Here is a 21,441-nt window from a genome sequence, read left to right as displayed (position 1 = left end):
TCCACGACTATAATTCAGATTCTTACCAGTAGAATCAAATTAAAGATGCTCCCTTATTAACTTCTCACAATGCATTCCAATTGCATGTGGCTTCAGCAAACGGCACTCTATATAAGTAATATTATGCCTGAGCTGATTCGATTAATCCGGTTGACTGGGCCCGCCGGATAAAGGGTTCAACCAATCTACCTATAAGTTTCAAATGAAATCTGTACTGCCGGTATATCTGGCCAGAGTAGCATCAATAGAAAAAGCTGAGTTCAGGTCGCTAATTAGGAAGCATAATGACCCGTACGTAGGGCAGTCAGTCAATCCATTATCTCAATCTATATTCTCTGCCTATAATGCTGTGCATCTCATAACAATACATATAATTCCAGCTGCGCCTTATACACTATCTTTATCTATATACAGTAGCCTCTAATCCGAGCAGTTTACGCCTCAATCTACGCCTCAATCATTGCCTGATCTTAGGAGCTTTTTTTTGTCTTATAATTTATATTATGTTAAGTAATGCTTTATAAAAGCGGCCCGATGTTCTATCGGGCCGCTTTAACTTACCTCCCCTTACTTCTTCAGGGCTTCCAATTTTGCGTTCATGCGCTCGGCATCAGCATTCCGACCGAGCCGTACATACACCTTCTGCAACGAAGAAATCACCGCCCGATCATTGGGCTGCAGCTGCAGGGCTTTCTCAAAGTACGGCAACGACACCTCGAAATACTTCTTGCCGTCAGCTTCCATCTTCTTGCCCGACTTCTGATACGTTGCCAGGCTCATGCGGCTGGCTTTGGTATACAGGTCAGCGGCTTTGTTGTAGTTGTAAACGCCCAAGTTAAACTGAGCATCAAAGTTGTTCGGGTCAATCTCAACCGCCTTCTTATAAGCTGCCAGGGCTTGCTCCGGCTGCTTATTCTGGTCCAGAATCGAGCCTTTCACGGCATACAGGTTGGCATTGGTCGGATCGGCCGCAATGGCTTTGTCAATCTTATCCATGGCCTGGGCACCCTGGCCCGCGCTGAGCAGCATGTTCAACTCCTCCAGCATGAAGCCTTTGTTGTTGGGATATGCTTTCAGCGCCTGCTGAATGACATCCATAGCTGCTTTCTCATCTTTCTCCTGACGGGCAATCTGCAGCAAACGGTTGTACATCTGCGGCGACTTGTAGTTAATGCCCATCAGCTTGTTGTAGCTCTCCTTGGCCGAAGCAAAATCCTGCTTGGCTTCGGCGGCATATGCAGCATACAAATACGCCGTGGTATCCTGCGGACGGATCTGCTGGGCCATTTTGTACGAGTTAATGGCATCATCGTACTTCTGCGCGTTGTAGCTTTCTACCCCGGCATTCAGAGCTGCGCCAAACAGGTTGTCCATTTTAGCCGTGGCCAGCTTGCCGTACTCACCATCTTTGCCGTCCAGCTGAATGGCTTTCTGATACGATTCGAAAGCAATTTTGGCGCCTTCGCCGGGTGCCAGCGTCTTGCCATAGATGGGGCTTGCGGCCATGGCATCATAGACTTCGCCACGGGTATACCAGGTTTTAGCTTTATCAGAGGTTTTGGGATTCTGAACTGCTTTATCGATTTCTGAGCGGGCTTTATCCAGCGTGCCCTGACGCTGATACAGCACGGCATTCGTTACCGCAGAGTTCTGAGCCATGGCTACTTGCATTGATAAAGCAGCCAGGCAGGTTAAAATGACCTTCTTCATAGAGTTGTCGAAGAATAACGAGTGAGAGAATGGGAATTACTTGACAAACGAAAGCACAAAAGCCCGGGTTCAGGCCCGGGCTTTTGAATTTGCGGTTAGTTGGAGCTAAGCGCGTCAGGATCAGTGAGCGTGCCCAGATCAGATTCGGCCGCCGAATCGGTGTCGGCCACCTCCACGGTAGCTGCTTCCTCCAGGACCTCCTCTACTTTGTCTTCGGCTTCCACTTTAGCCACCGAAGAAATAGCATCTCCTTCCGAAATCTTGAGCAGTCGCACGCCCTGCGTTGCCCGACCAATGGTACGCAGATCAGCAACGCGCAGACGAATAGTGATGCCGGAGCGGTTGATAATCATCAGATCATCGGAGTCGTTCACTGCCTTAATGGCAACCAACGCACCCGTCTTATCAGTGATTTTCATAGCCCGAACCCCTTTACCACCGCGGTTGGTGATACGGTATTCTTCCAGCTCGCTACGCTTGCCATAGCCCTTTTCAGAAACTACCAGCAGCTCCTGCGTGGGGTCCGATACACATACCATGCCTACTACCCGGTCTTCGGCGCCCACCAGAGTGATACCGCGCACACCAGCCGCATTACGGCCCATGGAGCGCACTTTGCCTTCGTGGAAACGAACCGCGCGGCCCGTATTCAGAGCAACAATAACTTCGCTATTGCCCGTGGTGAGCTGTACGTCCAGCAGTCGGTCGCCCTCGTTGATGGAAATGGCGTTGATACCGGCGGTGCGGGGACGTGAGTACGCCTCCAGCGGGGTTTTCTTCACAGTGCCCTGCTCGGTGCAGAACATCAGGAAGGTATTTTCCAGATAGTCGGGGTCGCGCAGGCCGCGCACGTTCAATACCGAACGGACAGAGTCTTCGCGCGGAATCTCAATCAGGTTCTGAATCGGACGGCCTTTGGTGTTCTTCCCTCCTTCTGGCACTTCGTACACTTTCAGCCAGAATACGCGGCCCAGCTCGGTAAAGAACAGGAGGTATTCATGGGTGGTAGCCACGAACAGGTGCTCGGTGAAGTCGTCGTTCTTGGAGGCAGCCCCGCGGGCGCCAACCCCTCCCCGACCTTGTGCCCGGTACTCGTCCAGCGCTGTGCGCTTGATATAGCCTTCGCGGGAGATGGTAATTACCATGCTCTCATCGGCAATCATATCCTCCATCGAGAAGTCGCCACCGGCGTACTCAATGGTAGTGCGGCGGGCATCCCCATACCGCTCCCGGATATCAATGAGCTCGTCCTTAATGATCTGGCGCTGCATCTCATCCGACGCCAGCACGGCATTCAGGTGGTCAATCAGGCGCATCAGCTCATCGTACTCCTTCACAATCTTGTCGCGCTCCAGGCCGGTGAGGCGCTGCAGACGCATATCCAGGATGGCGCGGGCCTGTACTTCGCTCAGCTTAAAGCGCTCAATCAACTCTCCCCGAGCCACCTCCGGGTCGCGCGAGCCGCGAATCAGGGCAATTACCTCGTCCAGGTGGTCAAGCGCAATCAGCAGACCTTCTAGGATGTGGGCCCGCTTTTGGGCTTCGGCCAGTTCATAGCGCGTGCGGCGAATTACCACCTCGGCGCGGTGCTCTACAAAGTATACAATCAGATCCTTCAGGTTGAGCGTGAGCGGCCGGCCTTTCACCAGCGCCACATTGTTTACCCCGAAGGAAGACTGCAGCTGCGTGTACTTATACAGGTTGTTGAGCACCACGTTGGGCATGGCGTCTCGCTTCAGCTCATACACGATGCGCATACCGTCACGGTCAGACTCGTCGCGCAGGTCGGAAATGCCTTCGATTTTCTTTTCATTGATGAGCGCCGCCGTTTTCTCAATCATGGATGCCTTATTCACCATATAGGGAATTTCGGTTATCACGATTTGCTCACGGCCGGATGGCTGCACTTCTACGCTGGCTTTGGCCCGCACTACCACGCGGCCGCGGCCGGTTTCAAATGCTTGCTTTACGCCTTCGTAGCCATAAATGGTACCACCGGTGGGGAAGTCGGGAGCCACAATGTGCTCCATCAGCTCGGCAATGGTAATTTCGGTGTTATCCAAGTAAGCAATGATGCCGCTCACTACCTCCGTGAGGTTGTGGGGCGCCATGTTGGTAGCCATACCCACGGCAATACCGGAGGTGCCGTTTACCAGCAGGTTGGGGAACTTGGCCGGGAATACGGAAGGCTCCTCCAGGGAGTCGTCAAAGTTGGGCTGGAAGTCAACCGTTTCTTTGTCCAGGTCGCTCAGCAGCTCATCGGCCAAACGCTTGAGGCGGGCTTCGGTGTAACGCATGGCCGCCGGCGAGTCGCCGTCCACGGAGCCAAAGTTACCCTGGCCGTCTACCAGCGGGTAGCGCAGGCTCCAGTCCTGGGCCATGCGCACCATGGTATCGTACACGGAGGAGTCGCCGTGCGGGTGGTACTTACCCAATACCTCGCCCACGATACGGGCGCTTTTCTTGTAGGATTTGTTGTAGGAGACGCCCAGCTCGCTCATGCCGTAGAGCACGCGCCGATGCACAGGTTTCAGGCCGTCGCGCACATCGGGTAGAGCCCGGGAGATGATAACCGACATCGAGTAGTCGATGTAGGCGCCGCGCATTTCATCTTCAATGTTAATTGGGATGATTTTCTCGCCTTCTGCTTCTGCCATAAGAGGTCGGAAAAGCCATCCAAACCCTGCGGGTTGGTGGCTAGTTGGTGGTTACAGTATTAAGCCTGCAAGATACAAAAAAACGGCCTTATAGCCTAGCTCCGCTAGGTTTTCGACTTGCTTTTATCCGCTTTATTCTTGCCCTTTTGCTGTTGGTGTACCTTTATTTTTTCACCAATAGCGGGGTTCTGTTTTTTCCAGAGCGGCTGACCGCGGTAACGGGCTCCATTGTGGTAATGCACCTTACGGGTATGGCACGATAACATGGGGCACGTGCGGCAGGAACTGGCGCCCAGTAGCACAAAGAGTGGCACGAGAAGCCGAAGCACAATGGTACGAGTGGTCATTGGTCAAATGTACGATTCTATTCGGAAGCCTGTATAGAGGCCGCGCCGACATCGGCACTCTCCCACTCGCGCAGGAATTGGGCCAGAAACTGTTCCATAAAGGCATGGCGCTCATCCGCCACTGCGCGGGCGGCCGGCGTGTGCAGCCGCTCGCGCAGGTGCAGCAGCTTCTCGTAGAAATGGTTGATGGTGGGCCCGGTGTTCTTTTTGTAGCTCTCGAACGAATCGTGCTCTACCGGCAGCACGGTGGGGTCGTGCAAGGGGCGGCCTTTATGGCCGCCATAGGCAAAAGCCCGCGCCACGCCGATGGCGCCAATGGCATCCAGCCGGTCGGCATCCTGCACCAATTCACCTTCCAGCGTGCTCATGGGCGTAGGAACGCCCAACCCCTTAAAGCTGATTTCCCGGATTATGGCCTCCACGTGCTGGATAGTTGCTTCCGCTACCTGCAGGCTGACGAGCCACTGCCGGGCAGCAAGCGGACCGGCCTCCTCATCGCCGCCGTGGAATTTCCAGTCGGCCACATCATGCAGCAGGGCACCCAGCTCTACTACCTCTACCTGGGCAGAAGGTGTATTATGGGCCAGCGTTCGGGCGGTTTGCCACACCCGGCGGATATGTTCCCAGTCGTGGCCGGAGCCTTCGTTCAGGAATTTTTCCCGCACGAAGGCGGCGGTATGGGCAATGATATCGGAGTTATTCACGGACAGAGAACCTAAACAAATGGAAGAGGCGGCGGAAAGCAGAATCTCAACGCTGCGCATTCACAAAACAACGAATCTACCGGCACAAGCTTGCCTCCCTCCTGCCAAAAGGCCAATTTTCTTCAGAATGTGAAACTCCTCCCTACTTTCGTCTTTTCTCAGTCAAATGACGGGGCGGCACTGAAACTCAGGGGTTCTGTCAGACAGAAAGCGAAGCATTTCATGTGTGAGCATCGGCTTGGGCTCCACTAGCCCCGTTGCATTATTATTTTTGGGTTGATGCCGCCTATTCAATCCATTATGGTGAAGTAATATTATTTGTCGCGGAAATTTCAACTCAATATTTGGCCCTTTGCAGCGAATGGCGTAGGTTTGTCCCACAATTCAGGCCTCCTTAGCTCAGCTGGTAGAGCAACTGACTTGTAATCAGTAGGTCGCTGGTTCGATCCCGGCAGGAGGCTCACTTACTACATTGGTTTAACGGCCCGAAAATTTGCAAACGCGAATTTTCGGGCCGTTTTTCTTTGTGCGTGTCGCTATTAAGTCGCTATGAAAAAAGAGAGCCTCAGCTTCCGCCAAGGCTCTCTTTTCAACTCAACCTAATTGCTTGCGCTAGCTGCGCACAATCTTCAGCTGCTTTTTCAAGGCTTCAATGCGCTGTTGGGCTTCATCGATGCGGCCCTGATATTCCTCACGCAGCTGCCCGGCATTTTTGGAACGGGCAAAGAACTCGAGGTTGGTTTTCAAAGTGGAAATATCGTTTTCCAGCTCATTGATTTCCCGACGCAGGGTCTGCTCCTTTTTGTAGAGCTGCTGCTGAGAATCGGGGGAAGACTTGAGGCGGTCTATCTGCAGCTGGAATAACAGATCGGCACGCTCGGCATAGGAAAGAGCCGGCACCATATCCAGGTATTTCGACATGAGGGCCTGGAACCGGGCATCAGCCCGCTCAGACTCCGCGCGCCCACCGGTGCCGGCAAACGCCTGCCATTCCGTGGTCAGCTGGCGGAAACCTTCCAGGGTACCGGGCTCGTCTACCGTGAGGGCAGCTACGGTGTCAGCCACCCGATCCAGGTAAGCGGCCTGCTCCTTGGTTACCTGCTGGGCCTGCTGCTCCCGCTGGCGGCTTTCCTCGTGCTTACGCTCAAAGAAGGCGTCGCAGGCGGTGCGGAAACGGTTCCATACCTTATCAGACTGCTTTTCCGGCACCCGGCCAATGGTTTTCCAGTCTTTCTGCAGGCGAATCACAATTTCCCGGCCTTCTTCCCAATTGGGGTTTTGCAGGGCAGCCTCGGCCTGTTCGCACAGCTCCAGCTTGCGCTTCAGGTTGGCATTCTTTTCCTCGTCGAGGGCCTTAAAGAACTGATTTTTGCGCTGGAAGAAGCCTTTGTAGGAAGACCAGAACTGTTTGTTCATCTGCTCGGCCTTGTCGCGCGGCACCAGGCCGGCGGCATCCCACTCTTCTTTCAGCTTCTGCAGCTCATCGGTTTTGCTGCGCCACTCGTTTACGCGGTCCGTCTGAAACTCTGCATAGGGCTTGATTTGCTCCAGCAGTGCCATTTTGCGCGTGAGGTTGGCGTTTTCCTGGGCGGAGCGCGCATCCAGGAATTCCTTTTTGCGGTCGTGTACTTTCTCGGAGGCCGCCAGAAAACGGGTCCAGATGGCATCCCGCTGCTCCTGCGGTACGGGACCAATGTGCTTCCACTCCTCGTGCAGCTGGCGCAGCTCCTGCAGCGCCTTGTTGATGCTGGTATGCTGCTGCAAACCTTCGGCCCGGAGGATAAGCGCTTCCTTGGCTTCCAGGTTGCGCCGACGGTCCAGCTCCTTCATCTCAAAGAAGAGGCCGCGGTTATTATAGAAGATATCGAGCAGGGCGTGGTAGCTGTTCCACAGGTCCTGGGCGTCTTTCTGCGGCACGGGGCCGGTGGCTTTCCAGTCGTTCTGCAGGGCTTTAATGCGGGCCGAGCTATCCTTGGTTTCCGCTGATTCCACCAATTGGCGGAGCTGGGAAAGGAGGTATTGCTTGTGAGCCAGATTTTTGGTGCGCTGCTCTTCCTCGGCGCGTACGTCGCGGGCCCGGCTTTCCCGGAACTCCTGCATGGCTTTGCCTACTTCCTGGTAGCCTTCGGGGCCGGCATAGGAAAAGTCATCGGAATCATTGCCGGCTTCTATGAAGCGCTGGCGGGCGGCGTTCCGGTCGGTGGTGACGGCCGTTTCATACAGACGGTGCAGATCGAAGATTTGCTTGCGGTTCTGGCGGGCATCGGCCCGGCGCAGCAGCGTGAGCAAATGGGCGCCCTGCCCTGCCAGATCCAGCGTGGCGAAATCCGGCGCCGGGGTTTCAGGCACGTACTCTTCTTCTTCCTCGCTGGCTTCTTCGCCGGGGGGCACCTCAGCCGAGGAAATTACGGGAGGCGAATCCGGCGTGCCCAAGGTGGCGTACGGAGCCGGTGGCGCGGGGCTTACGGCGTCATCGGTAATAGCGGCAATGGTAGGCTTGGTTTCCGTGGCGGGAACCGGCGCAGCAGCCATTTCATCCGTTATAAACGCTTCCTTGTTTTGCGCGCCGGGGTGGTCCAGGGACCGAGCCTGGGATGCCGAAATAGGCTCTTCCGCGGCTGGGTCCTCGGTTTTTACTTCTTCTGATGGAGCCGGTGCTTCGGCGGTACCAGCACCAGCTGGCTCGGTAGCCGGCGGGGCAGTGGCTCCCAACGCGGGCTGCTCCTGAATTTCTTGGGTAGGTGTAGAGGCTGGGGCTTGCTCCGGGGCAGCAGACTGCTCTGGCTGGCCCTGGGCACTAATCTCCGCCAGACGGCGCTCCAGTATGCTCATAGGAGAATCAGACTCAGGGGCGGTGCCGTTGGTTGGATTGACAGGGGTAGTTTGTTCGTTTTCAGGTACCATAACTTCAGCAGAAAAGCCCTGTGGTGTACAGGGAATGGGAGGCGGCCGGCAGGGGTATTAGTTAAGCCGGGGGTCTACAGGGTAATTGGACAGCATGCGGTAGCGTCCGCCTTTCTCACGCAAAATAGCTTGCCAGAATGCATCACTTTCCAAAGTAAATACTTTCCCGGCAGCATTGGGATGCACTATCCAAACATTTTCCCGGACTTCTTCGGCCAACTGACCATTTGTCCAGCCGGAATAGCCGGCATATAGGCGCACCGCGTCGGGGGCAATGCTGCCACTTTCTATCAGGCCCAGCAGCACGGAAAAGTCTCCGCCCCAGTACACGTCCTGCCCAATGAGCTCGGCGCCAGGCACATCGGGGCGGCGGTGCAGGTAGTGCAGGGTATCGGCCTGCACGGGCCCGCCAATACCTAAGGGCAGTTGGGCAGCCGCGGAGTCGTCGCCACCGGGCAGCTCCATGACATCGCCCAGCATTAATACGGAGGGACGGTTTAACACTAAACCAAAAGAGCCATCTTCCGGCGAATCCTGGCACAGCAGCAGTACTGTACGCTCGAAGTTGGGGTCGCCCAGGAAGGGCTGCGAGATAAGTAAGCTACCGGATTTCATACACAAAAGGCTTGTGAAAGACGCCCCGCGGACAGCAACACCACCGGGGCCGAAAGATGCACAGATTCGCATCAATATTCAGGAAAAGATATGGTTGTTTCCCATGTGCAGTACGTGTGAGCTACGCCTGCGGGTTCCCGCCATGCCCGCATTCTATTACCTTGCAGCCGTATTCGTCAAAAGCCCCGTGCCGGCGCCTGACAAATACCTCCACCATTCCCTTTTGAGTTATGAATGACCAGCAGCTGGCTGATTTGCGCAAGACCTACGCGCAGCATACGCTTACGGAAGCGGAGGTACACCCCAATGCCGTACAGCAGTTTCGCACGTGGCTGCAGGAGGCCATAGATGCCCGTCTGGATGAGCCAACAGCCATGCTACTCTCTACGGTAAATGCTGAAGGGCAGCCGGCCGGCCGGGTGGTTCTGCTGAAAGGCCTCCCCGACGATGCCGGTTTTCTTTTCTTTACCAACTACGACAGCCGGAAAGGGCAGGACCTGGCCGCGCAGCCCCTGGCCGCCATTACCTTTTTCTGGCCCGGCCTGGAGCGGCAGGTTCGCGTGGAGGGCCGCGTGGAAAAAGCGCCGGCCAGCGTTTCTACTGAATATTTTCAGAGCCGCCCGCGCAGCAGTCAGGTGGGTGCCTGGGCCTCGCCTCAAAGCCAGAAAATCAGCAGCCGGGAGGAGCTGGAAAAGCTGGAGCAGGATACGGCCGCGCTTTTTGCGGCCCAGGACCCATTGCCGCGCCCTGAGCATTGGGGAGGCTACATTCTGCAGCCCCGGCGCATAGAATTCTGGCAGGGCCGCCCCTCCCGCCTGCACGACCGGATTGTGTACGAGCGTAACCCGGACGCCACCTGGACTATTAGCCGGCTGGCGCCGTAACTGGCCGCCTCTCCCCTGCTTCATTCCCTGTTAACTTGCGGCGTCTACCTTCAATAGCCTCCTGTACTTGCTACCTACCTCTCCTCCCTTGCTCTCCGTTATCAGTCCGGTGTATCTGGCCGAAAAGCTGCTCCCAGAGCTGGTAGCCCGGATAGAAGCGAGCGTGCTGACCATTACAGAGGAGTTTGAAATTATTCTGGTAGATGACCGGAGCCCGGACCATTCCTGGCAGGTGGTAGAGGAGCTGGCGCTACAGTACCCGCGCCTGCGGGGGCTGCGCCTGAGCCGCAATTTCGGGCAGCACAGCGCCATTACGGCGGGGCTGGATCATTGCCGGGGCCAGTGGGTGGTGGTCATGGATTGTGACCTGCAGGACCGCCCGGAGGAAATACCGGCCCTTTATGCGGTAGCACAGAAAGGGTTTGACCTGGTTATTGCCCAACGCGCCAACCGCCAGGACAGCTGGCTCAAGAAAAGCTTATCGGGCCTGTTTTACCGTTCCCTAGCCTACCTCACCGACACCCGGCAGGATAGCACCACCGCCAACTTCGGTATATATAACCGCCGGGTGGTAGATGCTTTGTGCCGAATGCGGGAAAGCGCCCGGTATTTACCTACCATGATTCGGTGGGTGGGCTTCCGGAGCACCACGCTGCCCGTCACACACGCTCCGCGCCCATCCGGCAAAAGCTCCTACGGCTTCAGCCAGAAGCTGCATTTAGCCCTGGATACTATCCTGGCTTACTCCGACAAGCCCCTACGACTGACCATTAAGCTGGGCCTGTTCATCTCGGCTACGGCCTTTATTGGGGTATTTTACACGCTGTTTCGGTGGCTGGAAGGCAAAATTACCGTACTGGGCTACGCTAGCTTAATTACCTCGATTTGGTTTTTCTCTGGCCTGATTATATTCCTGTTGGGCGTGGTTGGGCTATACATCGGCAAAACGTTTGAAGGGGTTAAAAACCGGCCGCTTTATATTATTGATCAGGATTTACGGGTTGCTTTATCAAATGACACTCGCTAATTCCCATCACTCCAATACTCTACTTCGCTCCCATTCCCGTGCCCATGATTCCCTTTAACAAGCCGTATCTCTCTGGCAGGGAAACCCGCTACATTGAAGAGGCCGTGCGAATGGGGAAAATATCCGGGGACGGCGCCTTTACCCGGCGCTGCCACTCGTTTTTTGAACAGCAGCTGGGCTTTCATAAAACGCTAATGACCACCTCCGGCACTGCCGCGCTGGAAATGGCAGCCCTCCTGCTCAATATTCAACCCGGCGACGAAGTTATTATGCCTTCGTTCACCTTTGTATCAACGGCCAATGCCTTTGTGATGCGCGGGGCAAAAGTGGTGTTTGCCGACAGTACCGCGGAAAACCCTAACCTGGCCGTTGCCCAGCTGGAGGCGCTCATTACGCCGCGCACCCGCGCCATTGTGCCCGTGCATTACGCCGGTATTGCCTGCGACATGGAGGCCATTATGCACTTGGCGCAAAAGCATAATCTACAGGTGGTAGAGGATGCCGCCCATGCCATTGATAGTTATTATAAAGATCAGCCCCTGGGCAGCATTGGCCATTTAGCGGCCTTTTCCTTTCACGAAACCAAGAATATAATTTCCGGCGAAGGAGGCTTGCTGGCCATCAACGACACGGCGTTTACCCAGCGGGCCGAAATCATATGGGAAAAAGGCACGAACCGCTCCGCTTTCTTTCGGGGCGAAGTAGATAAGTACACCTGGGTGGATATCGGCTCCTCTTTTCTGCCCTCGGATATTATTGCGGCCTTTCTGTTTGCACAGCTGGAAAACCTGCGGGACATTCAGCAGCGCCGCAAGCACCTGTGGCAGGAGTATGCCACCCGGCTGGCCCCGCTTGGAAAGCTGGGCGTTGGCTTGCCTACGCTGCCGGAATATGCCACCAATAATGGCCACATGTTTTATCTTGTGTGCCGCAGTCTGCAGGAGCGCACCGCGCTAATTGCCCGTTTGCGGGCCTGTCAGGTGCTAGCGGTATTCCACTATCAACCCTTACACCAGAGCCCCTATTATCGGGCTAAGCATGATGGTCGCGCCCTGCCGTGGGCGGAGCATTATGCGGATTGCCTCGTGCGCTTGCCGCTGTTTTATGAGTTGGAAGCGCCTCAGCAGGCAATGATAATCGAGGAGGTCCTTACATTTTATAGCGCCATCGTCTGAGGCGGGTTAATACCTTTACATCTGCAATAACCAACCTGCTCCTTTGGCTGAAATTCAACCCGTGCGCGGCTGGCGCTATAATCCGGCGCTTAGTGCTGCCATAGACGACTATGTATCGCCGCTGTTCGACGTAGTTTCGCCGAAGCAGCGCGAGGCCCTGTACCGTAATCCGCTGAACAGCATTCACCTTTCCGTGCCCCGCGGTGAGGATGCCGCCGGCGCGGCCCTGGCCCTCCTCACGGAGTGGCAGGAGAAACATATCCTGGAGCAGGATGAGCTGCCGGGCATTTATGTATACTACCAGTATTTCCGGCTGCCGGGCAACGCTCGCGAATACTGCCGCAAGGGCTTTATGTGCCATATCCGGGCCTACGACTGGAGCGAAAACGTGGTGCTGCGCCACGAAAACACGCTTCCCGTAGCCGTAAACGACCGGGCCGAGCTGCTGGCCCGCACCCAGTTTCAGACCAGCGCCACCCACGGCCTCTACCGCGACGAGCTGCACGAGTTGGAGCCGTTTATGGACGAGGCCATGAAAGCGCCTTTGTACGAGACGGACGAAGATTATCAGGGTGCGCGGGACGTGCTGGCCGTTATTCAGGATGCCGCCGTTATTCAGCGCTTCCGGCACGTGCTCCAGCAGCGGGAAGTTATTCTGGCCGATGGGCACCACCGCTACGAGGGTTCCCTGGCCTACCGGCAGGCCCGGCAACTGGCCAACCCCGCTGCCACCGGCCAGGAAGCCTGGAATTATCACCTCATGTACCTCACCAATTCGGCCTCCGATGACCTGCGCATTCTGCCCACGCACCGCCTGCTGCTGGAAATGCCGGAGGGCCTGACGGACGCCGAATTTCTCTCCCGCCTTGAACCATACTTCCTTATTCTCCCCCAGGAAGATGCCTACTCCCTGCCGGAATTGATTGCGGGCAAGCGCTGGGCCTTTGGACTGTATTTAGATGGCCAGGCCTTCAAGCTGCGCTTGCGGCCGGAAGTGCACCAACAGCTCAGCTGGCCTACCACCCCGGAAGTAAAAGCCCTGGACCTGACGGTGCTGCATTTCTTTGTGCTGGAAAAAGCACTGGGCATTGTGGGCCCCGATGCCCAGCGGCAGTGGTCGGGCATTGCGTACGTGCGTAACTTCTCCGAATGCCTCACGCGCGTAGACCGCCACGAAGCCCGCGCGGCTATTATCACCAATGAAGTAACCATGGATGAAGTGGAAAGCGTGTGCCACAGCGGCGCCGTGATGCCGCCCAAATCCACGTTCTTCTATCCTAAAACCATTGGTGGCTTCCTGTTCACCTCCATCCGCGACGACGAGCATACCCATGCGTTTACTGCTTGCTTCTAACTCACCCCGCCGGCGCCAGCTGCTTTCCGACCTGGGCCTTTCCTACGAAGTGCGCCTGCAGGAGGTAGACGAAAGTTTCCCGTCCCACCTGCGCCGCGCCGAAATTGCCGAATACCTGGCCGCCCATAAAGCCTCCGCCTACGCCGCCAGCCTGGCCCCGGACGAAGTGGTGCTCACCGCCGATACTATTGTGTGCCTGGAAGACGAAGTACTGAACAAGCCGGCAGATGAGGCCGAAGCCCGGCAGATGCTCAGTCGTCTGCAGGGCCGCACGCATGATGTATTCACCGGCGTGTGTCTACTGGGGGGCAACGGCCGCAGGGTGGTGTTTTCGGATCAGACGCGTGTGCATTTCAAGCCCCTCAGCCCGGTGGAAATTGACTACTACGTGCGGCAGTACCAGCCCCTGGATAAAGCCGGCGCCTACGGTGCCCAGGACTGGGTGGGCATGGTGGCCATAACCCGGCTGGAAGGCTCCTACTTCAATGTTATGGGGTTGCCCGTGCATCGGGTGTGGGAAGAGCTGCACAAATTTGGGTTACTCTTGCCCGTATGACTGGTTTGATTGCCCGGTTCCTGGCGGCTCAACGGCAGCCGATGCGCCCCAGCATGGCCTTTTTTGGCGCTGGTGGGCTACTGGTTATCTGGGCTATAGTGCTGTTTTTGGTGGCCGTATTCGGCTTCCGGAGCTACTCAGCTGTACTCGACCTGCAACAGATTAACTATCATGAGAGCGGCTACCGGCATTTACCAATCCGACTAAGCCAGGTCGGGTTTGAGGGTTTCCGCTGGGCATTGTGGGCATTCTGGACATTGGCTTCCCTGGGGCTAATCCTGGTGTGGCGGCGCAAGCAAGCGCTGTATCGGGAAATGTTACATCTGGGCGGCGAGTTGCGGGATGGATGGCGGGAGTTGGGCCAATCATTTACGCAGTTGCCCCGCTCCTACCAGCTTACGGCTTTATTCCTGCTGGCGCTGCTTACCGCTGTACGCGCCTACTTCTTTTTTTCCTTCCCGCAGGAAGGCGACGAAGTCCTGACTTATATGTGCTTTGGCAGTGAAGGAATAGTGGCCGCAACCAGCTTCTATCCATTTCCTAATAATCATATTCTTTACAGTGTCATCAGCACGCTTTTTCATCAGCTGAACCCCAATTTCTACTGGGCTACCCGGCTGCCAACCTTTTTGATTAGTCTGGGAGGCACCGTGCTTTTGTTTGCCGCCGTGCAGCGCTTTACCAATTTTATGGTGGCCCTGCTCACGGTGGGGCTGTTTTGCTTTTCGCCCTACGGTATCTACTATTCTTTTGTGGGCCGGGGCTATTTTCTGCAAGCCATCTGTTCCGGGCTGGCATTGCTGGCGGTGATGGGCTTATGCTTTCGGCCGACGCGGGACCGACTCTACTGGTTAGTGCTCCTGGTTACCAGCATTCTGGGTTTCTACACTATTCCAACGTACGCCTACGCCTTTCTTCCCCTGATGACGGTGTTAGGCATTCGGAGTATACGGCGGCCCGGCCAGGTAGCGCTGCGGGCCGTGCTGGCCACCGGCATACTTACCGGGGTTGCCTGCGCGCTCTTGTATAGTCCAGTTATGCTGGTTTCCGGCCACCAAATGATATTCGGCAATCAATACCTGAAGCCGCTTCCTTTCAGCACTTTTACCACAGGCTTTGCCAGTTATTTCGGCGTGGTGTTGGAATATTTAATCGGTCAGGAGCGCATTGGAACTGCAACCGTGATTTTGATTCACGCCGCTTTGCTGGTGGGGATGGTTATAGCGAAGCCGGGCAGTTGGTTACGGCAATATGGCGGTGCGCTATTGCTTATGCTGCTCCTACCCTATGGCATCATGGCCTGGCAAGTAGTATTCCCGCCGGTCCGGACCATGATGTATTTAGTATTTTATCTGTTTCTAGGCGTTGGCATACTCTATCTACAGCTAGGGCACCGGCTAAAAATATCCGACCGGTTCCTGTTTGTTATGGCCCTGGTTTTCACCTTATCCTATGCCGGATACGAGTCCTACCAGACCCAACGCACCGCCAATCGACAAAACCGACGCCAGGCCCAGGTAGAATCAGCCTACGCCTGGCTGGCCGAGCGTCATCCGCAACAAGTGTACGTAGAGAATGCTCACTACCAGTTCTTCTTCCAGTATTATACCCGCCAGAATCAGGGCATTCCGCATCTCGCCTCCACCTATGAGTTTGGGGCTGATTACAGCTATCTGGTCCTGGATAAGCAGCAGCCCACTATGTGCCCCAGCAGAAGTTGGGTACCGGTACGCGAAGATGAGTATGTGCGCATCTATGCCCCGGCGGCATCGGGGGCAGTTAGCGCCTTAGTGCCCGCGCGCCAGTAGTGCAATGCCGCCCACAATCAGCAGCAACCCCAACGCCTGCGAGAGAGAAAGGGATTCGCGCAGCAGCAACAAACCCAGCGCTGCCGTCAGCAACACGGAGCCACCCACAATTATGGGCGTGCCTACCGAGGAGGGCACGCCCCGGCTGAAGATGACAAACGTGAGAATCTCGGCCAGGCCCACGCCCAGTCCGGCCAGTGCCGCCAATCCCAGCCCTTTGCCCGATAGAGGCAGCGGCTGGCCCTGCAGTTTCAGCCACAGGAGCCAGGCCCCACCCAGCAAGGCTGCTACCAGCTGCAGCACCACCGCGCCCACGGCCGCGGGAATATGGTCGGCGGCCAGCTTGATAAAGAAGTTATAGAGGGCCAGGCAAAACGCCGTCAGCAGGGCCAGCAGAAACCAGGGCATAGGAATACAGGGAAAGGAAAGCGTGCTGGTCAGCGGAAAGCTACACCAGCTTATAATTGCGGTATTCGCCCGGGCGGTAGCCCGTAAGCTTTTCCACCAGGTGCTTTAGCTGGTCTTTCCGGCGGTAGCGGTTGCGAGACATATCATGCTCATACTGCCAGTTCTGCGTCTTAATGCGCGCCAGCATTACCTGCGGGTGCGTGCCGGTGTAGCGCTGCAGGGAGTCTACCTGGCTATAGTCGAACTCCGTAGCGGGCACCACATGCTCGGCCATCCACTCATCGGAATGCCAGAGCTTGCCGAAGGTTTCCTGCTTGCGTTGCATGGCCGCGGGGGCTTTCACGTAGCCATAATGATGCACGGTGGCATCCAGCAGCTTCACGCGCAGCTTTTCATCTTGGTTTTTACGAAAGCCCTGCGCGTCGCGGTAGGAGTAAATGCCGGCGCCGGGGCGCACAATGCGGATTTCCCGGCGGTACCAGCGCGGAGCATCGCCAAGGTAATCATAAGAGCCATAGAAATGGCGGTATTTCAGCAGCAGGCCATCTACCTGTTTATCAGAAACCCAGCGCTGCATGCCGGCCCGAATAGCCGGGTAATCCTGCTCGTGCAGCACCTCATCGGCCTGCAGGTAAATAGCCCAGTCGGCGTCGGGCGCAATGGCGGCCAGGGCTTTATCGGTTTCCACGGCCAGCACTTTGCCCCCTTCCCGCAGGGAATCATCCCAGGTGGTTTCTATAATCCGGATTTTGGGGGAGTTGATGCTGCGAATCAGCCCCAGGGTATCATCTGAGGAATTACCCACGGCCACCACCACTTCATCGCAAAGCGGCAGCAGGGACTGAATGCTTTCCACCACCGGGTAGTCATATAGCACGGCATTGCGCACGAAAGTGAAACCGGAAACCTTCATCAATGCCCTCTGATTATCTGTAAAACAACTTCTGGCTGAGCAGGCTATCTACCGCAGCTTTTCCTTCAGAATCTCCAACTCCACGGCCGGCGAAATCTTTTCATACAGAATATGATACGCCGCCGAGGTAATGGGCATGGATACATTCAGCTTCTTGTTAAGCTCATGAATGCTCTTGACGGCATAGTAGCCTTCAGCCACCATGTTCATTTCCATCTGGGCCGATTTCACGGAGTACCCGCGCCCAATCATGTTGCCGAACGTGCGGTTGCGAGAGAACTGGGAGTAGGCTGTTACCAGCAGGTCGCCGAGGTAAGCGGAGGCCGACAGGTCTCGGGCCTGGGGGTTGATGGCGTGTACAAAGCGGCGCATTTCCTGCACCGCGTTGCTCACCAGCACCGCCTGAAAGTTGTCGCCGTAGCCCAGGCCGTGGGCTATGCCGCTGGTAAGGGCAATGATGTTTTTCATCACGGCACAGTACTCAATGCCATCTAAATCGGCCATGGGATAGGCCTTGGTATAGCGGTTGCGCAGCAACTGGCTGAAATCCTCGGCCAGCAGCATGTCGGTGCCGCCAATGGTGAGGTAGCTCTGCTTTTCCAGGGCCACTTCCTCGGCGTGGCAGGGGCCGGCTACTACGCCCAGTTGGGTGTGCGGAAGCCGGAAACGCTCGGCCACGTAGTCCGTCACCAGGACATTCTTCCCCGGAATCATGCCTTTAATGGCCGAGATAACGCGCTTGCTCTTCAGGGAGTCCCTGTCCAGCTTGTCCAGGGCTTCTTTCACGAAAGCGGCCGGCACGGCCAGCACCAGCCAGTCGGCATCCTTCACGGTGGCCTCCAGGTCGGTGGAGGGGAACACGCGCGTGAGGTCAAAGGCAACGGAGGACAGGTAGCGGCGGTTGTGACGGGTGTGCTGCAGGTGCTGCACATCGTCCTTGCTACGCATCCACCAGCCCACGCGGGCCCCGTTTTCAGACAGAATCTTGGTAAGAGCAGTGGCCCACGAGCCCCCGCCAATCATGGCTATTTTTTCCACAAGGAAATGCTGTAAAGCACCAGAAGAAGGTGCCAAATCTAGGTTCTGCCCAGCGCGGATACTAGCTCCGGGCTTGTTCCGGCAGGGCCGGCAACAACGCCTAAACCGCCGTAAAGGGACGAGTTTAGCCAAAAAAACTGAGAGGCCGGCACCCGCTCAGGGCACCGGCCTCTCCTACGTAGTGCCGCTCAGGAGGTTAGCCGCTTACTTTTCTTCGGTTTCTTCTTCCTTGATATCAACTTTGCTGATGCTCTTGGCATCTTTCACTACCACGGCGGCACCATCTTTCAGGCTCTTGGATACGGCCCGGAACGGCCCGCTTACTACCTCGGTGCCTTTGGTGATGCCACTCACGATTTCAATGTTCTGGAAGTCGCTGATGCCGGTTTTAACGGGGGTGAGAATGGCTTTTCCATTCTGCACTACAAACACCGCCTCCTGAATATCGGCGCGGGCTCCTGCTTTATCCTCTTCGGCATCACCACCGCTGCGGCGGGGCCCGCCTACGCGTACCCGCACGCCGTTTTTCTCCTCGCCGCCTTGGGTAAAGGCGCTGTCTGAGCGGGTGGTAACGGCGGCCAGGGGCACGCTGAGCACGTTGCTCTTGCGGTCGGTAATAATATCAACGGAGGCCGTCATGCCGGGGCGGAAAGGCACCAGCGTGCGGCCGTTTACATTGCGCAGCAGGTGGCGGTAAGACTCCGGCAACAGGCGGATGCGCACTTCAAACTCCGTCACGGCTTCGGCCGTGAGGGCGTCTTTCGCCGTGTTGGCAATGCTGGTCACAATGCCCCGGAATTTCTCATCCTTGCTGGCGTAGCTGTCCACTTCCACAATGGCGGAGTCGCCGAGGTGCACGTTGATGATGTCGTTTTCATTCACGTTCACGCGCACCTCCATGGAGTTCAGATTGGCAATGCGCATGATTTCAGTACCAGCCATCTGGGACGTACCTACCACCCGCTCGCCGCGCTCCACGTTCAGCTTGGAAACCGTGCCGCTAACGGGGGCGTAAATCGTGGTTTTGTTGAGGTTTTTGCGGGCTTCTTCCAATGATGCCTGGGCGCTGGCTACGTTGCTCTGCGCTGCCCGAATGTTCTGGCGGGCACTGTTAATTTCTTCCTGCGAAGCCTCATACGCGGCCTTGCTGGCTTCAAAATCAGCCTGCGAAATTACTTTTTGTTTGTAGAGCGAGGCGTTGCGGCGGTAGCTCAATTCCGTCTGGCGGGCATTGGCCAACAGCTGCTGCAGGCGGGCATTGGCCTGGCCTACGCCGGCGCGCTGCGCGTTTACCATAGCCGACTGCTGACTAACCATGGCCTGATAGTTATCGGGCCGGATGCGCAGCAACAGCTGGCCTTTCTTCACGGAGTCGCCTTCGTGCACATACAGCTCCGTGATTTCCCCAGACACGTCGGGCGAGATTTTCACTTCGGTTTCGGGCTGCACTTTGCCTGAGGCGCTGACCTTCTCCACAATAGTGGCCGGCTTGGCTTTGGCGGTAATTACCTCCGTGCCGGTAGGGCCACCCACCCATCCTTTCTTCTTTGCAACGACAAATCCAATCAGCATCACCGCCAGCACGGTCAGCAGGATGTACAGAAAGCGGTTGTTTTTCATTTTAGGGATTAGGTTGTTAGAACTTAGGGCTTAGTATCCGGGCATCCGGGTACTTGAAGCCTGCTGATTGTGACTTAGGAAAGGCTTGAAAAATGGCGGCGGGCCGGCGGGCACTTGGTTTTAGGGGCTTCGCCAGTGAAGAATGCATCAACACCCTAAAGCCTAAGCCCCTAATGCCCGAAAATTATAGGCTCACTGGCTTGCCCTGGTAGAATTCCAGCACTTTCTGGCGGAAGATGAACTCATACTTCGCCTGAATCATGCTGGACTCCGCAGCAGAGAGGTTGTTTTTAGAGATGTTAAACTCCGTACCGTTGAGTAGGCCGTTGTTAAACCGGATTTCGGCGTTGCGGTAGGAAGTGGTCAGGGCCTCTACCTGGCGCTTGGCTGCCACAAACTTGCGCTGCGACGCCACGGCATCGGCGTAGGCCTGCTGAATGCTCTGGCGCAGCGTGAGGCGGGTTTGCTCGGCGCGCAGCTCGGCCTGTTTCACGGCTATCTGGGAGCGTTGCACATTGGTGCGGGCCTGCAGGCCATTCAGAATGGGAATGGTCAAGTTGATCTGCAGCTGCTTGCCCAGGTTATCCTTAATCTGGCTGTTGAAGGCCGTGGGCTTGACATCGTACTTGGGCTGCACGTTGAGCAGCGCCAGCGTGCCAGCTGGTTGATTCGTAACGGAATCCAGCACCGGAATATAGGTTCTGGTGAACTCGCCGGTAGGAATAAAGGACGAGCGGGCAGTGGAATAACCCGTGAAGATACCGGCCCCAAACGTGAGGCGTGGGTAGTAGCCACCACGCGCTATTTCCTGCCCGTACTGGGCACTGCGCACCCGCAGGTCAGCAGATTTCACTTCAGGGAGCAGGCTTTGTGCCGTCTGGTAGGTGTCGTTTACATCCATGCGCACTTCCGATTCATCGTCGGGGTCGCCGAGTACGGGTACCTCAATCTGAAAATCAGTAGTTGCGGGGTCAAGGTTCATCAGCTGCATGAGCTGCAGGCGGGCCAGGTCGCGCTGGTTCTGGGCCGTGATGACGTTTAGCTGATCTGAGGCCAGCTGGGCCTGACTGTCGAGCAGGTTGCTCTCGGCCACGGCGCCGGCTTTCAGCAGCTTGCGGGTGCGCTCAATCTGCTGCTCGTCGCTGTTTACGCGCAGGGAGTTGGACTTTACCAGCTCATCGGCCAGCACTAGCTGCAAAAAGGCCGAGGCGATGTTCAACGATAAATCGTTGCGGGCTTTGGTAATGTCGTTGCGGCTGGCCTCGTAGCTGAGCTGGTTCTGCTTGATGGTATTGCGCAGCTGAAACCCCGAAAACAGCGTGACCTGCGAAGAAGCCGAGAAGTTGTTGGAGCGAATGGTCTGCGTGATGAAGTCGTTGGTCAGCGGGTCAAGGCTGGTACCAAAGTTCCAGGACTGCGAGCCGCTCAGGTTGGCCGAAGGCAGCAGCGCCGCCCGGCTCTGGCGCAGGTCGGCCTCATCCAAATCCGCTGACAGCTGGTTTTGCCGTACCGTCAGGTTGTTCTGCAGGCCGTAGTCTACGGCGCGCTGCAGCGTCCAGCCGCCGCTCTGCGTAGTCACCAGCGAGCCGGCGGGCGGTTGAGAAGGCGAAGTGGTTTGGGCTGCCGCCGGCAGCGCCAACAGAACCGCGCCGGCCACCGCCCAGCGAATCAGAGTAGGAGTAAAAACTGCTTTCATAGCAAGAAAAGGGTCGACGTAACGG

Annotated in this window: 16 protein-coding genes and 1 tRNA gene; 7 read left to right on the top strand and 10 right to left on the bottom strand. The window is 56.5% G+C overall.

Going from position 1 to position 21,441, the window contains the following annotated elements; all coding sequences use genetic code 11:
- Positions 1-567 precede the first annotated feature (567 nt).
- The 3 genes from AM218_RS06180 to AM218_RS06170 all read right to left on the bottom strand — a co-directional run bounded on the left by AM218_RS06180 (position 568) and on the right by AM218_RS06170 (position 5,478).
- Positions 568-1,659, bottom strand: a complete 1,092-nt coding sequence (locus tag AM218_RS06180) for a tetratricopeptide repeat protein (RefSeq protein ID WP_197274024.1) — start codon at positions 1,657-1,659, stop codon at positions 568-570.
- Positions 1,660-1,805: 146 nt separating this feature from the next.
- Positions 1,806-4,367 carry a DNA gyrase subunit A gene (gene gyrA, locus AM218_RS06175; protein WP_054412844.1) on the bottom strand — a complete coding sequence of 854 codons (2,562 nt, stop codon included), beginning with the start codon at positions 4,365-4,367 and terminating at the stop codon, positions 1,806-1,808.
- A 364-nt stretch (positions 4,368-4,731) separates the two neighbouring features.
- A complete protein-coding gene (locus tag AM218_RS06170) occupies positions 4,732-5,478 on the bottom strand; it encodes an HD domain-containing protein (protein ID WP_082318092.1) in 747 nt (248 codons plus the stop codon).
- 328 nt (positions 5,479-5,806) lie between these two features.
- Here AM218_RS06170 and AM218_RS06165 point away from each other — a divergent pair.
- Positions 5,807-5,879, top strand: a tRNA-Thr gene (locus AM218_RS06165).
- A gap of 151 nt (positions 5,880-6,030) precedes the next feature.
- Here AM218_RS06165 and AM218_RS06160 read toward each other — a convergent pair.
- Together AM218_RS06160 and AM218_RS06155 are read right to left on the bottom strand one after the other, a co-directional pair.
- Complete coding sequence (locus AM218_RS06160; protein WP_082318091.1) at positions 6,031-8,322, bottom strand: DUF349 domain-containing protein; 2,292 nt, start codon at positions 8,320-8,322, stop codon at positions 6,031-6,033.
- Positions 8,323-8,379: 57 nt separating this feature from the next.
- Positions 8,380-8,937 (bottom strand): YqgE/AlgH family protein, encoded by a 558-nt coding sequence (locus tag AM218_RS06155; RefSeq protein WP_054412840.1) that lies wholly within the window; start codon positions 8,935-8,937, stop codon positions 8,380-8,382.
- A 230-nt stretch (positions 8,938-9,167) separates the two neighbouring features.
- Between AM218_RS06155 and pdxH the strand changes: the two genes are divergently transcribed.
- The 6 genes from pdxH to AM218_RS06125 all read left to right on the top strand — a co-directional run bounded on the left by pdxH (position 9,168) and on the right by AM218_RS06125 (position 15,741).
- Positions 9,168-9,821, top strand: a complete 654-nt coding sequence (pdxH, locus tag AM218_RS06150) for a pyridoxamine 5'-phosphate oxidase (RefSeq protein WP_054412838.1) — start codon at positions 9,168-9,170, stop codon at positions 9,819-9,821.
- Positions 9,822-9,888: 67 nt separating this feature from the next.
- Positions 9,889-10,848 (top strand): glycosyltransferase family 2 protein, encoded by a 960-nt coding sequence (locus tag AM218_RS06145; protein ID WP_054412836.1) that lies wholly within the window; start codon positions 9,889-9,891, stop codon positions 10,846-10,848.
- A gap of 44 nt (positions 10,849-10,892) precedes the next feature.
- Positions 10,893-12,023, top strand: coding sequence for a dTDP-4-amino-4,6-dideoxygalactose transaminase (gene rffA / locus AM218_RS06140; protein WP_054412834.1), 1,131 nt, complete (start codon positions 10,893-10,895; stop codon positions 12,021-12,023).
- Positions 12,024-12,066: 43 nt separating this feature from the next.
- Positions 12,067-13,377, top strand: coding sequence for a DUF1015 domain-containing protein (locus tag AM218_RS06135; RefSeq protein WP_054412831.1), 1,311 nt, complete (start codon positions 12,067-12,069; stop codon positions 13,375-13,377).
- Complete coding sequence (locus tag AM218_RS06130; RefSeq protein ID WP_054412829.1) at positions 13,355-13,933, top strand: Maf family nucleotide pyrophosphatase; 579 nt, start codon at positions 13,355-13,357, stop codon at positions 13,931-13,933. Before AM218_RS06135 ends, AM218_RS06130 begins: the two co-directional genes overlap by 23 nt.
- Positions 13,930-15,741 (top strand): glycosyltransferase family protein, encoded by a 1,812-nt coding sequence (locus AM218_RS06125; RefSeq protein WP_054412827.1) that lies wholly within the window; start codon positions 13,930-13,932, stop codon positions 15,739-15,741. The genes AM218_RS06130 and AM218_RS06125 overlap by 4 nt, the downstream gene beginning before the upstream one ends.
- Here AM218_RS06125 and AM218_RS06120 read toward each other — a convergent pair.
- From AM218_RS06120 to AM218_RS06100, 5 genes are all read right to left on the bottom strand, one after another.
- Complete coding sequence (locus tag AM218_RS06120) at positions 15,721-16,149, bottom strand: EamA family transporter (protein ID WP_054412825.1); 429 nt, start codon at positions 16,147-16,149, stop codon at positions 15,721-15,723. The two genes, AM218_RS06125 and AM218_RS06120, sit on opposite strands and share 21 nt — an antisense overlap.
- A 40-nt stretch (positions 16,150-16,189) precedes the next feature.
- Positions 16,190-17,062, bottom strand: a complete 873-nt coding sequence (locus tag AM218_RS06115; protein WP_054412823.1) for a glycosyltransferase family protein — start codon at positions 17,060-17,062, stop codon at positions 16,190-16,192.
- Between the two features lie 48 nt (positions 17,063-17,110).
- Positions 17,111-18,100, bottom strand: coding sequence for an NAD(P)H-dependent glycerol-3-phosphate dehydrogenase (locus tag AM218_RS06110; RefSeq protein ID WP_231717557.1), 990 nt, complete (start codon positions 18,098-18,100; stop codon positions 17,111-17,113).
- A gap of 204 nt (positions 18,101-18,304) precedes the next feature.
- Positions 18,305-19,720 (bottom strand): efflux RND transporter periplasmic adaptor subunit, encoded by a 1,416-nt coding sequence (locus AM218_RS06105; RefSeq protein WP_054412821.1) that lies wholly within the window; start codon positions 19,718-19,720, stop codon positions 18,305-18,307.
- 184 nt (positions 19,721-19,904) lie between these two features.
- A complete protein-coding gene (locus AM218_RS06100) occupies positions 19,905-21,416 on the bottom strand; it encodes a TolC family protein (protein ID WP_054412819.1) in 1,512 nt (503 codons plus the stop codon).
- Positions 21,417-21,441 lie beyond the last annotated feature (25 nt).

The sequence above is a fragment of the Hymenobacter sp. DG25A genome (genome assembly GCF_001280305.1).
Classification (GTDB): Bacteria; Bacteroidota; Bacteroidia; order Cytophagales; family Hymenobacteraceae; genus Hymenobacter.
This window is presented reverse-complemented; position numbering and strand designations above follow the sequence as displayed.